This is a genomic window from Maribacter confluentis, from assembly GCF_030505015.1.
GTDB lineage: Bacteria > Bacteroidota > Bacteroidia > Flavobacteriales > Flavobacteriaceae > Maribacter > Maribacter sedimenticola.
On the sequence record NZ_JAUKUC010000001.1, the window covers coordinates 625,733 to 640,533 of the forward strand.

13 protein-coding genes are annotated in these 14,801 nt (G+C 38.7%); 7 read left to right on the forward strand and 6 right to left on the reverse strand.

Translation table 11 applies throughout. From position 1 onward, the window contains the following. Nucleotides 1-27 precede the first annotated feature (27 nt). Together Q2T41_RS02900 and Q2T41_RS02905 are read right to left on the reverse strand one after the other, a co-directional pair. Complete coding sequence (locus Q2T41_RS02900; RefSeq protein WP_304434867.1) at nt 28-981, reverse strand: L,D-transpeptidase; 954 nt, start codon at nt 979-981, stop codon at nt 28-30. A gap of 12 nt (nt 982-993) precedes the next feature. After that, entirely contained in the window at nt 994-1,641 is a 648-nt protein-coding gene (locus tag Q2T41_RS02905; RefSeq protein WP_304434868.1) for an LOG family protein, read from the reverse strand. Nucleotides 1,642-2,088: 447 nt separating this feature from the next. Between Q2T41_RS02905 and pta the strand changes: the two genes are divergently transcribed. The 6 genes from pta to Q2T41_RS02935 all read left to right on the forward strand — a co-directional run bounded on the left by pta (nt 2,089) and on the right by Q2T41_RS02935 (nt 7,335). Beyond that, on the forward strand, nt 2,089-4,182 hold the full coding sequence (gene pta, locus Q2T41_RS02910) for a phosphate acetyltransferase (protein ID WP_304434869.1): 2,094 nt from the start codon (nt 2,089-2,091) through the stop codon (nt 4,180-4,182). 9 nt (nt 4,183-4,191) lie between these two features. Next, the gene (locus tag Q2T41_RS02915) at nt 4,192-5,376 is read left to right on the forward strand and encodes an acetate/propionate family kinase (RefSeq protein ID WP_304434870.1); all 1,185 of its coding nucleotides are present in this window, start codon (nt 4,192-4,194) and stop codon (nt 5,374-5,376) included. Between the two features lie 196 nt (nt 5,377-5,572). Next, the gene (locus Q2T41_RS02920) at nt 5,573-5,902 is read left to right on the forward strand and encodes a YtxH domain-containing protein (RefSeq protein WP_304434871.1); all 330 of its coding nucleotides are present in this window, start codon (nt 5,573-5,575) and stop codon (nt 5,900-5,902) included. Nucleotides 5,903-5,907: 5 nt separating this feature from the next. Next, nucleotides 5,908-6,252, forward strand: a complete 345-nt coding sequence (locus Q2T41_RS02925) for a hypothetical protein (RefSeq protein ID WP_304434872.1) — start codon at nt 5,908-5,910, stop codon at nt 6,250-6,252. Nucleotide 6,253: 1 nt separating this feature from the next. Beyond that, nucleotides 6,254-6,508 carry a DUF6327 family protein gene (locus tag Q2T41_RS02930; protein WP_304434873.1) on the forward strand — a complete coding sequence of 85 codons (255 nt, stop codon included), beginning with the start codon at nt 6,254-6,256 and terminating at the stop codon, nt 6,506-6,508. Between the two features lie 38 nt (nt 6,509-6,546). After that, nucleotides 6,547-7,335, forward strand: a complete 789-nt coding sequence (locus tag Q2T41_RS02935) for a patatin-like phospholipase family protein (RefSeq protein WP_304434874.1) — start codon at nt 6,547-6,549, stop codon at nt 7,333-7,335. Between the two features lie 69 nt (nt 7,336-7,404). Here the strand turns inward: Q2T41_RS02935 and Q2T41_RS02940 are convergent, their stop codons facing one another. Then, nucleotides 7,405-8,550 (reverse strand): M50 family metallopeptidase, encoded by a 1,146-nt coding sequence (locus Q2T41_RS02940; RefSeq protein ID WP_304434875.1) that lies wholly within the window; start codon nt 8,548-8,550, stop codon nt 7,405-7,407. A gap of 39 nt (nt 8,551-8,589) precedes the next feature. Between Q2T41_RS02940 and Q2T41_RS02945 the strand changes: the two genes are divergently transcribed. Beyond that, nucleotides 8,590-9,159 (forward strand): PfkB family carbohydrate kinase, encoded by a 570-nt coding sequence (locus tag Q2T41_RS02945; RefSeq protein ID WP_304434876.1) that lies wholly within the window; start codon nt 8,590-8,592, stop codon nt 9,157-9,159. A gap of 11 nt (nt 9,160-9,170) precedes the next feature. Here the strand turns inward: Q2T41_RS02945 and Q2T41_RS02950 are convergent, their stop codons facing one another. The 3 genes from Q2T41_RS02950 to Q2T41_RS02960 are packed head-to-tail and all read right to left on the reverse strand — an operon-like array spanning nt 9,171 to nt 14,636. After that, nucleotides 9,171-10,475 (reverse strand): TolC family protein, encoded by a 1,305-nt coding sequence (locus Q2T41_RS02950; protein ID WP_304434877.1) that lies wholly within the window; start codon nt 10,473-10,475, stop codon nt 9,171-9,173. 1 nt (nt 10,476) lies between these two features. Continuing rightward, nucleotides 10,477-13,557, reverse strand: coding sequence for an efflux RND transporter permease subunit (locus Q2T41_RS02955; RefSeq protein ID WP_304434878.1), 3,081 nt, complete (start codon nt 13,555-13,557; stop codon nt 10,477-10,479). Next, nucleotides 13,557-14,636, reverse strand: coding sequence for an efflux RND transporter periplasmic adaptor subunit (locus Q2T41_RS02960; protein WP_304434879.1), 1,080 nt, complete (start codon nt 14,634-14,636; stop codon nt 13,557-13,559). Before Q2T41_RS02960 ends, Q2T41_RS02955 begins: the two co-directional genes overlap by 1 nt. Between the last annotated feature and the right edge of the window lie 165 nt (nt 14,637-14,801).

Below are 14,801 nucleotides of genomic sequence, written 5' to 3' on the forward strand. Positions count from 1 at the left end.
ATTCAAAAAAGCCAATTCATATTCATTCTAATTTGAAAGATTATACACATCCTTTAAAACGGAAATGACCATGCCCTCATCATATGTTTTCAAGTCATAACGTATACGGAGCTTGGTACCTAAAGGGGCATAGTAATAGACCCTCCAAGAATCTGCTTCCCCTAATCCTATACAACCATTGGAATATGCTTTACCCAAGGTTTTAGGATTTGTGGTGGGGTGAATCATTTGACCGTTCCTAATTGCATTGATCTCTGTCTCTATCCATGGTATTTGTGGCATCATCGTAGTTTTTTCATCATCCCTTTTGGTGACATAAAAACGCTTGCCGTTTACTGGGTTATAAAAATCAGGATGCCTTACATGTTTAATGATGGAACCTTTGCCCGTTTTTGTCCTTAAATCTGTTACACGGTCACCAAATTTTAGGTACCGCTCCCTATGCTGGCCCACTCTAACCGAAAACGTATATAACAATATGGAATCTTGAAAGATGCGCAGTTTATATTCCGGTACATTTACATCAATTTCTGTATTTGAAAATGCTTCCAACAATTTACACGCACTTAACGAATCTGGAATATGGAGTTGACTTCCTTTGGGCAATACGATCATTTGTCTTTGATCATATACAAAGGAATCACGAGCAATCATTCTATAATAATCCGTGTTTTCCAAAGTATCTATAATCCAAGGATTATGGCGTACCAACAAATGTTCCGATAAATCATATGGCACAATGCTATCATAAGTATTGACCACAGAATCCATGAACTGAAAATAGGCACCTACTTTTACATCGTTCAATATCTGAACAAACCTCTTCTCTTCTACCAATGGCCTATACTCCATTGCCACACCAATACTATCCGTTTGCACGTTCTCTACATGTTGTTGTGTATTTGTCTGGCAGGCGACAAAAAAAACCAAACAACATATCCGTATCGTCATCTTCATATATCTTAAATGATTTTTGACCATTATACTTTTTTTTTAGCGTTTACTTTCACCAAACCACCATCGTGTTCGCATGGGTTTTTTAATGAGCCCAAATCTTTTAACTGCATGTTCCTTTAAATGAGCCTTCATTTCCTCAACGGAATCGGTTAAAAACATCAAACCCAAATCTTCTTTTGAAATACTTTCATTTTCAGCCATAATCTCAATATGCCTGTACAGTTCCTTATGATATTCCTTACCGAAAATAATTACGGGGAAATTGTGGATCATTTTTGTCTGTATCAACGTTACAGCTTCAAACAGTTCGTCTAACGTGCCTATTCCGCCAGGCATTACAACAAATGCATACGAGTACTTCAACAACAAAAACTTGCGTACAAAAAAATAAGGTATATTAATCCATTTATGTAAATAGGGATTGGGCTCCTGTTCATGTGGCAAGATAATATTACATCCTACAGAATATCCATTGTTTAGAAAAGCCCCTTTATTGGCTGCTTCCATTATACCGGGACCGCCTCCGGTCATTACAGTAAACCCCATTTCCGACAAAGTTTTACCAACTTCCGCTGCCTGTTTGTAATAATCATTTTCCTCAGAAAAACGTGCAGAACCAAAAACGGTAACACAGGGGCCTATAAAATGTAGTTTTCTAAATGCTTTGATGAATTGAAACTGCACCTTAAACGTAAACCAAAGTTCTTTGAACCTGCTCCGTGGCCCATCTAGGAAAGCACGCTCTTCCGTTAAAAACCAAGGGAATCCTTTTTATTTGTTTTATGCATTTTCTGAACTTTGATTAAATACCCAACCAAAGTACCTTGAACAAAGTAATTTAAAAATGACAATGCTCATACCTGAACTATGAGCATTGTCATTTTTAGCCATGATTATCCTATTTATGTTTGTCGCTTTTAGTATTAATCGTGTGAATTATGGAAATTGGCCTATATAGCATCCAATCTTATTTCATATCATTTAAAAGGGCCTATTTAGGCGTAACAATACTTATATTTATAACGAAGATTTTTAGCATACGGTTCATTTAAACATTATCCATAACCAAGTATCCGGGATGATACAAAAGCGAACTTTTAAAATGTAGTACATACCAAAAAATTACAATACGTGAGCAAAGCCATTTATATTGTCACTACCGAGCCCAATAGCGGAAAATCCATTGTTTCTTTAGGGCTTATGCAACTCTTACTGGGCAAGACGGCCAAAGTAGGGTATTTTAGACCTATTATAGACGATGTTCCTGATGGAAAAATAGATAACCATATAGATACGGTTCTAAGTTATTTTAATGTAGACATGGTACCGGAAGAGGCTTATGCCTATACCCGTAGCCAAGTGGTTCAACTTAAAAACCAGGATAAGGACGATGAAATCGTAGGACACATTATCCACAAGTTCAAAACCATTGAAAAACGTTTTGATTTCGTATTAGTGGAAGGAACCGATTTTTCTGGGGAGGGAACCATTATTGAATGGGATATTAATGTGCTCATTGCCAAAAATTTAGGCATCCCTGCAATTATCCTTGCCAGTGGTAAAAACAAAACGCTAGATGAACTTTTGGGCAATCTTTATATGGCCTATGATTCGTTTATGGAAAAAGGTGTTGAAGTACTATTGATCATTGCGAATAAAATACAGCCAGAAAATTTAGATATTGTCAATGAGGGGCTGCAGAAAAAACTCCCTGAAAATGTCTTGATCGGTACTATCCCCATGAATACCATTTTAGGACGCCCAACCATCAAGGAAATATCGCAAGAATTAGATGCCAAAATATTATTTGGCGAAGCATTTATAAATAACCAAGTAGCCGGTTTTGGTGTTGGTGCCATGCAACTGCGTAATTATATCACCCATTTAAAGGAAGACAGCCTGGTCATTACTCCCGGTGACAGGGCAGATATTATTTTAGGTGCTTTGCAAGCCAATATTTCAACCAACTACCCCAAACTTTCCGGTATAGTATTAACGGGCGGACTCCTTCCCGAAGATTCCATTACAAAATTGATTGAGGGTCTAACGGATATCATCCCCATACTTTCTGTTGCCGGTGGCACCTATGCGGTAACCAATAAAATTGGCACTATAAGACCTCGTATATATGCCGATAATACAGAGAAAATCTTGACTTCCATCCAAGAATTTGAAAAACACGTGCCCACCAAGGAATTATCCGAGCGCTTGATTACCTTCAAGGCAAAGGGTATTACCCCTAGAATGTTCCAATATAATTTGCTGCAAGAGGCCAAATCCTCCAAAAAGCATATTGTACTGCCCGAAGGAGTAGATGAGCGTATCCTTTTAGCCACTAAAAAATTAATAGATGCGGATGCGGTTTCCATTACATTATTGGGCAATAAAGAACAGATTAGGACTAAAATTACCGAATTGGATATTGACCTTGACCTTGAGACCATTAATATCATTGATCCAACTGAATCACCAGTTTTTGATGAGTACGCCAATACCCTATTTGAATTAAGGAAACATAAAAATGTAAACTTGGCCATGGCCAAGGATTTAATGGAAGATGTTTCTTATTACGGTACAATGATGGTTTATAAAGGACATGCGGATGGTATGGTGTCCGGAGCGGTACACACTACCCAACACACTATTCGCCCTGCGTTACAATTTATTAAGACCAGACCTGACGTATCCATAGTCTCTTCCATTTTCTTTATGTGCTTGCCCAATAGGGTTACCGTTTTTGGCGATTGCGCGATCAATCCAAACCCATCAGCTGAACAATTGTCAGAAATTGCAATTTCCTCTGCCGCTACAAGTACTGCATTTGGTATAGAACCAAAAATTGCCATGCTATCCTATTCCTCAGGTACATCTGGCGTAGGAGAAGATGTGGACCGGGTTCGCAAGGCTACTGAAATCATCAAAACAAAAAGACCCGATCTAAAGGTAGAAGGACCAATACAGTATGATGCCGCCGTAGATGCCAAAGTAGGATTAAGTAAGTTACCCGATTCTGAAGTTGCCGGACAGGCAAGTGTATTTATTTTTCCCGATTTAAATACTGGCAACAATACATACAAGGCTGTGCAACGGGAAACAGGGGCATTGGCAATTGGACCTATGTTACAAGGATTGAACAAGCCCGTAAACGATTTAAGCCGTGGTTGTACTGTAGAAGATATATTTAATACCGTAATCATCACCGCTATACAGGCGCAAGGCCTTTAACCCAATTTTATGAATATCTTAATTATAAATTCCGGTAGTTCTTCCATCAAATACCAACTTTTGAACATGCCTTCCGCACAAATTATTTGCGCAGGAATAATTGAACGTATTGGCAGTATCGATGCCATTTCTTCCTTTACATCAAATGATCATAAGATAGAAAGGACCTGTACGATAAACAACCACAGGGAAGGTCTGGAAAGAATAACGGAATTACTTTTAGATTCTGAAAAAGGAGTTATTGAAAGTACGGACAATATTGATGCCATAGGCCACCGGGTGGTACATGGGGGAAGCACTTACACAAAAACCACCTTAATAAATGATGATGTAAAAAAGAGCATAAAAAAACTATCTCCTTTGGCGCCACTTCATAATCCTGCCAATTTAGTAGGCATAGAAATGGCGGAAGCGATCTTTAAGAACGCTCAACAAGTTGCCGTCTTTGACACCGCTTTTCATGGTACTATTCCCGTAAAGGCCAAACAATATGCCATTCCCCTACCCTTATATGACGAAAAAGGCGTACAGGCATACGGATTTCATGGTACCAGTCACAAATATGTATCTGAAAAAGCAAATGCTTATTTAAACAATCAAAAGACCAATTTAATTGCAATTCACTTAGGGAATGGGTGTAGTATTACGGCCATTAAAAATGGTAAAAGTATAGACCACAGTATGGGTTTTGCACCGTCTAACGGATTAATTATGGGAACACGTAGTGGAGATATTGACCACTCCATAATTTTCTATATGGTTGACAACCTGGGCTATAGCCTATCCGAAATAAATGAACTACTGAACAAAAAAAGCGGTATGCTTGGCCTTACCGGTTATAATGATTTGCGTGATATTGAAAGCCAGGCAAGTAATGGCAACCAAAAATGTATGCTGGCCCTAGAGATGAACGCCTACCGCATAAAAAAATATATAGGCGCCTATACTGCCGCCATGAACGGATTAGATGCCATAATCTTTACTGCCGGTATTGGGGAAAATTCCAGCTTAATGCGTAAGCTTGTCTGCCAAGATATGAGCCATTTCAATATAGTTTTGGACGATGCAAAAAATGATTTAAGAGCGGCAACTATCCGTGAAGTAAACACCATTGATTCCAAGGTTAAGATTCTGGTGGTTCCAACCAATGAAGAATTGGAAATTGCGCAACAAGTGTACCAGTTACTTACTTAATTACAGCATACAGATACTGCTCTTTAAACCACAAGACTATATCAATCCCTTCATCCAACTGAATAGTGCGTTGTGATTATATACAACAATATAGTTCTATAATAACTTGTAGAATATGATGCATGTCATTTCAACCGCATTTTAATGGATGTACATTTAGGTTGAGTAAATTCAATAACACCTAAATTTAAACATCATGCAGAACGACAACGGAAATGTATTATTGGCCCTATTAACTGGCGCAGCAATTGGAGCAGGAATCGGTATACTTTATGCTCCGGACAAGGGCATTGAAACTCGCCATAAAATAAAAAGAAAAGTAGAGGATACCGGACATGATTTAGCAGAACGTTTATCCCATGCCAAAGACGAACTAACCAAAACGGCAAACGAAAAGAAGGACGTATTCGACAGAAAATTGGATGAGGCCATTGCCACCATGAGTTACAAGGCAGATGACATCATTGATAAATTGGAGAGAAAACTAGAAGACCTTAAAGCTAAAAATGCCCAACTACAAAAATAGTACGTATGGCTTTTGAAGAACTAAAAAATGACCTCATTGGGTTACAGACCGAAATGGGGTCATACATAGAACATAGCGAGGAATATTATAGACTTAAAATATTCAAGGTCCTTTCCAAAAATGCAACAGGTCTATTACAATTGGCACTAATTGGCATTAGTGCTCTCTTGGCATTATTGTTCCTATCCTTTGCAGCATGCCTTTGGCTTTCTGAATTAATGGACAGTTATTTTGGTGGGTTTGTGGTCATTTCCGGTTTTTATATCTTTCTGGCATTTGTATGCTATCTATTCAGGGAAAAATTGAACAAACCTGTACTCAAAAAATTATCCACCTATTATTTTTCGTGATATGACAAAAGCATATACATCCTTCAAAGAAATAGATAATCGACTTAAAGTTTTGGAGCTTCAACGGGAAATCAACAAGGAAAATTTAAAACTATTGGCGCATCATACTAAAGTAGATTTGGTTCCACAGACGTTTCGTACCGGTATAGGCGCACAAATGCTAAACACCTCTACGGTTAAAAGTGCTATCATTACTTTCTTTTCCAATAGATTGTTACGGTATATTCAACATAAAAGAACTTCAAAAAAATCCTAACAACTACATGACCATCACAATAATATAAAACATCTAGTATGAAAATTGGACTTGTGCTCTCTGGTGGGGGTATGCGTGGTGTAGCGCATATTGGGGCCATAAAAGCATTAGAGGAGCATAATATTTTCCCTTCGTATATTGCCGGTACAAGTGCAGGTGCCGTTGTAGGAGCACTATACGCCAACGGTTGCAGTTGGCAGCATATGCTTGAACTTTTTAAAACCGTAGACCTGTTTTCAGTAAAGAAATATGCAAGAAACAAACCAGGATTTGTAGATGCATCTAAATACTATGATCTCTTACGCACCTATTTACCTCATGATAATTTTTCCTCGCTTAAAATTCCTTTATACATAACAGCTACTAATTTATTGGATGGAAACCTGAAAGTTTTTCATCAAGGCGAACTTATTAGGCCAGTATTGGCTTCTGCAGCAGTACCCGGTTTTTTTGCCCCGGTACAGATTGAAGATGGATATTATATTGACGGGGGCACCTTAAATACGTTTCCTGTAGAACTTATTAGCCATTTTTGCGATCAAATTGTAGGTGTATACGTTAATCCATTTAAAAAGGTAAGCATGGAACATCTAAAACATTCCTACCACATTTTGGAACGTGCCTATCATATCATCCTCGCCAATGAATCACTGTCAAAATTTGGGGATTGTAACTTGTTGATTCAACCCAAAGGGTTGGAAAATTACAATATGTTTGCTGCAAAAAACATTGATACCATATTTAAACTGGGTTATGAATCCGCAATGGACGAAATACGTTCAAATACTTCTTTTATACAAACATTGAGTTCAAGCGTAAGGGATTAATTATTCCGTTTTCCTTACGTTTTCATCATACAGCCCATTTGAAAACAGGGTGAAAAACAATATGTCATTTTAAGTAGCTGCAGTTCTTAACAAAATTAATTCACTAATATTGGTCTTATCAATTACACCAACTAGTTTCCCTTGCTCAAGTACTGGAAAAAAACCATTTCTTTCCCTTTCCAACAGTTGCAATACCTTCATTAACCCCTCAGATAAATTAACAGTACTAAATTTGGTTTGCATGATGCTGCCCACCAGAGTTTCGGGTGCTTTGGCGTGTTCTATTATATTTTTTTGTGTCAATATCCCTACAATTTTCCCATTGTCAACTACCACAAAATCTTTCTCTGTTCCCCCCAAAAGGATTGCAATGACTTCCTTAACTTTACTATGGGTATTTAATTGTGTTATATTGGTCATGGTAGCATCCTGGACCGAATATCCTTTGAGCAAATCTCCCTGTTTTACCATTTGATTTTCCCCATAGGCCGCAAGAAAGATAAACAGTGCTATCAATATTAAAAAAGGATTAAAAAATAAGCCAAGTACAAAAAATATCATAGCTAACCCTTGACCAAGACTTGCAGCGATTTCAGTAGCCTTTACACGCCCAAGATTAAAGGATAGCAATGCACGCAATACGCGGCCACCATCCATTGGAAAGGCTGGTATTAGATTAAAGACGACCAACATTGCATTGGCTAAAAACAGGTAGAATAAAAAATTCCGTAAGGTTGGTTCATAAAGCAATTCCTCCATAACAATAGCATCAAAATTAAAGTAACTACGTACCGGGACTACCAAGAGAAGTAAAATGGCAATAATGATGTTCACCGCAGGACCTGCCAATGCAATCCAAAACTCCTGTGCAGGTTTTTCAGGCATTTTTTCCAATGTTGCAACACCGCCTATTGGCAATAAGAGTATGTTCTTGGTCTGTACCCCAAAATATTTAGCGATCAGGGCATGCCCCAATTCATGTAAAACTACACAGAAGAACAATACCACAATAAGGGCTTCATTGAGCAATATTCTGTTAAGACCACTGCCTTTCTGAAACTCTAAAAACGCTACCCATAAAAGTAAAAGTATAAAGGTCCAGTGAACTTCAATCTTTATTCCGGATACCTTTCCTAAACGCATGACACCTTTCATAACTACCAATTTTTCACCAAGATATTCTAGACCTAGATCTATACCAATGACAATGGTCATAGCACCAAAATATTCCTACGACTATAATTGAACTATGTTTTGAACATTACCATCAAAAACAGAATTTTTACTTTTACCGTAAACCCAGTGGTCAATGGTATAGTGCCCGATAATAAATTAAGATGCGGCAACCCGGTATATGAACCCGGAGAGGGCGTAATCAATGTGTCTCGCGTAATAAAGGAACTTGGGGGCACTTCCTTATGTATGTACATATCCGGCGGACCTAAGGGGATTCATCTTCAGGAACAATTGACAGATTTACAAATTGACCAACAGATAATCCCTATATCTGGATGGGTACGTGAAAACCATGCCGTAGCCGATACCAAGAACAATGCCCAATACCGATTTGGAATGCCGGGACCCTTAGTTAAAAAAACGGAATGGCAAAGAACATTAATACAATTGGATGCCGTTATTGAAGAAGATGATTTCTTGGTAGCAAGTGGTAGTATGGTAGCGGAAATGGTGTTGGCCTTTTCAAAAAATAAATCAATCAAGGAAATGGGTATTTACGGAGTAGCCTGTGGTACGGCGGCAACCATGAAAGAAGGTTCACAACTTTGTAAAAAGAACGATGTAGATGAGCTGAAAATTCCTAAATAATGGCCAACTGATTATATGTCCAAATCTCCGGATAACTGCCTTAAAATAATTTCCGATAGCTTAGCCTGAAACTTGGCATTGCTAAACCTCACCTTGGCATTAATATAGTTTAATTGCGCAGTTCTAAACTCTAACGTTGGTATTATGCCTATGCGATATTTCTCTACGGTTATGTCTAAATTTTCCTTTGCTATGGCCTCATTACTTTCTTCCAATTCAATTAAACTGATATTGGTCAGATAGGTTTGATATGTAGTACTAAGAATTGATAATAACTCTTGTTGCTGTTGGGCAATGGCAATTTCAGCATTCTCTAACTCTAAACGACCTATTTTTTCATTTCTGTTTTGATTAAAGCCATCAAAAAGATTTAAAGTGGCCCCAAAACCATAATTAAAACCTCTGGAATTGGCACTCGTAGTAAACCCAAGACTTGATTCTGACCTGCCAAAATTATAACCTGTTGTTGCAAAAATAGTAGGATATCTGGCCGCACGTACCTGTTTTAAATCCAATTCATTTATACGTTTGTTAATACGCTCTGCATTTAATTGTGGGTTATTGGAGATGACATCCGCTTCCAGCTCCGGTAATAAAAGACTTTCATCTACATTAATTTCCGTAGCGACCACAAATGCCGTCTTTAAATCTCGTGCCAGTTGTTCATTCAATTGGATTTTGGTGTTGGCATATAATTCCCTCTGCCGCTGCATTAGCGTTTGGTCCGTATTTAAATCTACCTGGGCGTTCAGGACTTCCAATTTTGAGGCCTTACCAATGGTAAACCTATTTTGGGCCAGCTCAACCCGTTGTTTGGATATTAGTATGGTACTATCCAAGGCCGTTAGCTGTTGCTGTTGCTGTACCAAATCATAATAAGTGATCATTACCTCGCCCACTTTGGCCAAAATAACTTGTTTTAGTTCTACCTCGCCTAAATTCTGATTTTGTTTCAATTGTTCCAGATTGGCGAACATGCGTAGGCCATCAAACAAGGTCCAATCCATGGCCACACCATAATTTAAACTATTGTTCTTTGCATTGTCCTGTTCTACCTGGGAACCATCTGAACGGGTTTGCGATAAATTCTGTACACTATTATTATCCGTAATACGGGCTTCCAAAGTAGGAAGCATGCCTGCATAACCCGGACTTACCCCTATGGAATCAATTGCGAGATTATTGCTGGCGGTAATAATACTGTAATTATTCTCTATTGCTATTTTTACCGCTTCATGCAAGGAGAGCACTTCTTGTCCCCGGACATTGCACCCAACTAAGAATACAATAAAAAATATAATCCTGTAATAATTCATTTTAATATGTTTCAAGCACTTTAAACTCCGATCTTTCTACTTTTTCACGTGACCACAGCATATAAAGTGCAGGAATTACAAATAACGTTAGCAGTAAGGAGAACATGGTCCCACCAATGATCACTACCCCCATGCCTATTCTACTGGTAGAAGCCGCTCCCAAGGATAACGCTATGGGCAAAGCTCCCAAGGCAATGGTTAAACTGGTCATTAGAATAGGCCGTAGTCTAGATTCCGATGCCTGTAGAATTGATTCTCTTTTTCCTAATCCCTGTTCCCGTAATTGATTGGCAAATTCTACAATAAGAATACCGTTCTTGGTTACCAGACCAATTAACATTATGGTGCCTATTTGACTGAAAATATTCCATGACTGTCCAAATAACCACAAGGAAAACATGGCTCCGGCAACGGCCATAGGTACGGTCAGGATAATGATAAAGGGATCTATAAAACTTTCAAATTGGGCAGCAAGAATTAAGAAAATCAACAGTAATGCCAATCCAAAAGCAAATAGGGTATTTGAACTACTTTCAACAAAATCCCTTGATTCTCCGCCCAAATCCGTAGTAAAGGATTCATCCAATACTTTATCCTTTATCCGCTCCATGGCCTCAATACCGTCGTTGATGGTTTTACCGGGTGCTAAATTTGCAGATACGGTAGCAGACATGTACCTATTATTGTGATATAGTTGTGGTGGACTACTATGTTCTGATGTTTGAACCAAGTTGTCTAATTGAATCAACAAACCATCTTTATTTTTGACAAAGATCGATGTCAAATCCATCGGTGCATTTCTGTCCTCTTTATCAAATTGACCAATTACTTGATATTGCTTTCCGTTCATTAGAAAATATCCAAAACGTTGTCCGCTCAAAGATAGTTGCAGGGTTTGGGCAACATCTATTACGGACACCCCTAAACTTTCAGCCTTCTCACGGTCTATGGTCACATAGATTTCAGGCTTATCGAATTTTAGATTAACGTCTACAAAGGAAAACGTCTCATCATTTTCGGCCTCAGCCATAAATGCAGGAATATTTTCTTCTAACTTCTTAAAGTTTTGGGCTTGTATAATAAACTGAATTGGCGGTCCTCCTCTTCTATTCACTGAAATTGTAGGTCGCTCAGATACGTTAGATTTACCACCGACATATGCTTTAGCCCATCGCCCAAGGTCATTGGCAATATCATTTTGAGAACGCTCTCGCTCACTTGGGTCAACCAAAGCTATATTTGCCCTACCACTATTAACTGATGATGACCCAAACCCTGGTGAGGTAAGTACAAGACTAACTTTCTTTTCTGGAATAGAATCATTTATCAAATCTGTTATATCGGTCATTAAGCGGTCCATGTATTCATACGAAGAACCTTCTGGGGCATTTACACTTAAGCGAACAAAACTACGATCATCATAAGGTGCGGTTTCTTTTGGAAGTAGTATGTAGAACACCGCAATTAATCCTAAACATCCTGCCAAAATTGGAAAACTCAACCACTTTCTTTTCATAAATTCCCTAAGCGATTCTGCATAGGAACGGTTCATTCTCAAAAAATACTTCTCCGTAAAATGATAGAATTTTGATTGTTTCTGTTTGCCGGGTTTGATCAAGTAAGCATTAAGCATAGGGGTCAGTGACAAAGAAACAAATGCGGAAATCAAAACTGCCGCACCTAAGACCACCCCAAACTCACGGAAAAGCCTGCCTACAAAACCTTCCAAAAAGATTACCGGAAGAAACACCGCTGCCAATGTTATTGAAATGGATATGACCGCAAAGAATATTTCATTAGACCCTTTTATGGCCGCCTCTATAGGGCTCATACCCTCTTCTACTTTTTTATAAATATTTTCCGTTACCACAATACCATCATCCACTACAAGTCCCGTGGCAAGTACAATGGCCAAAAGTGTAAGCACATTAATACTATACCCAAACAGCCACATAATAAAGAAAGTGGCTATCAAGGATACTGGAATATCTATTAAGGGCCTTAGGGCCATGGACCAGTTTCTAAAGAAGAAGAAAATGACCAGGATAACCAATACTATTGAAATCAATAAGGTTTCCGCAACCTCGGTTACAGCCCTTCTTACAAAGACCGTATCATCAATTACCACGTTCAATTTAAAACCTTCGGGCAAATCTTTTTTTAGCTTTTCATATTCCTCATAAAAAGCATCCGCAATCTCCAAATAATTGGTTCCTGGTTGTGGAATGACCGCGGTAGCGACCATTGGCTGACCGGAGTCGCTCATCTTGGTCTCCATGTTTTCCCCTTCCAAACTTGCCTTACCAATGTCACTTAAACGAACCAATTTTTCCCCATCTGCCAGAATAATAATATCGTTGAACTGCTCTTCCGTATTAAGATTCCCGATTGTCTTTACCGTTAACTCCGTATTTTCTCCGGTTAATTTTCCAGATGGCAATTCTACGTTCTGTGCCAACAATGCGGTCCTAACATCTGCCACTGTAAGTCCATAGGAAGCCAATTTCAATGGGTCTATCCAAAGGCGCATTGCATACCTTCGCTGTCCCCATATTTGTACGCTACTTACCCCAGGTATCGTTTCTATCCTTTGGGCAATAACGTTCTCTGCGTAGTCTGATAGTTCCAATATATTCTTTCCATCGCTCTGTACGGTCATGGAAAGGATACGTTGTGCATCGGCATCAGATTTGGAGACTACCGGTGGCGCATCCAAATCTTCCGGCAAACGCCTTACCGCTTGTGACACCTTGTCCCTTACATCATTGGCCGCATCTTCAAGATTTTTGTCCAAGTTAAATTCTATACTAATAGAACTTGAACCTTGTACACTAGAAGAGGTTATATTACGTATACCGTCAATGGAATTGATCGCTTTTTCCAATGGTTCAGTGATCTGAGACTCAATTATATCTGCATTGGCACCTGAATAACTGGTTCTCACAGATACTTGCGCCGGATCAATGGAAGGAAATTCACGCACCCCTAAATATGTATAACCAATGATACCGAATAGGATTAAGGTAAGGTTCATTACAATGGTCAGAACCGGTCTTTTTATACTTAAGGTCGATAAATTCATTATTCTGCGGTTAACGTTACAGGTTCTTCAAATTGAATATTGACGGGAGTACCATTTTTCAAGGCCATAACACCATAGGTCAAAATAGTGTCCCCTACCTTTAGGCCAGAAACCACCCGTACCTCATTACCCGTCCTTGCCCCGATCTCAACATCGATTTCCTTGGCTTTACCTTGTTCTGCAATAAATATTCTTTTACCGTTCTGTACAGGTATCAAGGCTTCTGACGGTACCATTAGGGCATCATCTATACTTTCCAACGGCAACATTACATTGGCATAGGTTCCCGGGTATAACTTACCTTCCTTATTTTCCGCAATGGCCCTCATTTTCAATGTTCTAGTAGCAATCTCAACTTCTGGCTCAATGGCATACACCTTGGCCTTATATTCCTCTTTGGAATCTGAAGTAGTAAAACTCAACTGCGAACCTACAGATACTTGAGACGCATATTTTTCCGGAATTGAAAATGTAATCTTGAGCTTACTGGTATTGACCAATTTGGCGATCAATGTCTGTGGGGTTACATAGGTGCCTTTAGAAATATACCTCAACCCAATGGTTCCCGAAAAAGGTGCCCTAACTACAGTTTTTGAAAGTTGCGCCTGTATTAATTGCGATTCTGCACTGGCAGATTGGTAGTCCGCACTCACAATATCATATTCCTCTTGACTTATGGCCTGTTTTTCCAACAATAATTTTGCCCTCCGTTCATTTTCCGAGGCTAGTTTTTGGGCCGTTCGCACTTTGGATAATTGCGCCTGTAACTCTATATCATTGACCTTGAACAATACTTGGCCTTCGGTAACCTTACTGCCTTCATTAAAATTAATACGTTCAACAATTCCGGAAACCTCACTCCTTATCTCAATTTGTTCATTGGCTTCTATGGTTCCGGATAAGGAAATATTATCATTGAACTGTTGGGCATTGAGCACCATCCCCTTTACTGAAGTTGCTTGTTCTACTGCATCATTGGCCTTAGATCCGCCAATTTCATTGTTTGCATTTATGCGATATACTATTAGGGCGGTAATTCCTATTAAAAGTAGGCTATAAACAATGTATTTTATTTTCATTTGGAAGTTTGGATAATTATTTGGCAAACCGGTATCGTCTACTTCACAAATCTAATTCTTAAAGGCTGTTTTATAGAAATGTTAGGTATTATTTAACACCGTTTTAATACACCAATTAGCTCTTTTTATACATATACACATTTGATTAAAATGTGCATTACACTG

Coding starts and splice junctions, on each gene's coding strand:
- Q2T41_RS02900 (WP_304434867.1), bottom strand. CDS start 981: ATGGTCAAAAATCATTTAAGATATATGAAGATGACGATACGGATATGT.
- Q2T41_RS02915 (WP_304434870.1), top strand. CDS start 4,192: ATGAATATCTTAATTATAAATTCCGGTAGTTCTTCCATCAAATACCAA.
- Q2T41_RS02920 (WP_304434871.1), top strand. CDS start 5,573: ATGCAGAACGACAACGGAAATGTATTATTGGCCCTATTAACTGGCGCA.
- Q2T41_RS02925 (WP_304434872.1), top strand. CDS start 5,908: ATGGCTTTTGAAGAACTAAAAAATGACCTCATTGGGTTACAGACCGAA.
- Q2T41_RS02930 (WP_304434873.1), top strand. CDS start 6,254: ATGACAAAAGCATATACATCCTTCAAAGAAATAGATAATCGACTTAAA.
- Q2T41_RS02935 (WP_304434874.1), top strand. CDS start 6,547: ATGAAAATTGGACTTGTGCTCTCTGGTGGGGGTATGCGTGGTGTAGCG.
- Q2T41_RS02940 (WP_304434875.1), bottom strand. CDS start 8,550: ATGACCATTGTCATTGGTATAGATCTAGGTCTAGAATATCTTGGTGAA.
- Q2T41_RS02950 (WP_304434877.1), bottom strand. CDS start 10,475: ATGAATTATTACAGGATTATATTTTTTATTGTATTCTTAGTTGGGTGC.
- Q2T41_RS02955 (WP_304434878.1), bottom strand. CDS start 13,557: ATGAATTTATCGACCTTAAGTATAAAAAGACCGGTTCTGACCATTGTA.
- Q2T41_RS02960 (WP_304434879.1), bottom strand. CDS start 14,636: ATGAAAATAAAATACATTGTTTATAGCCTACTTTTAATAGGAATTACC.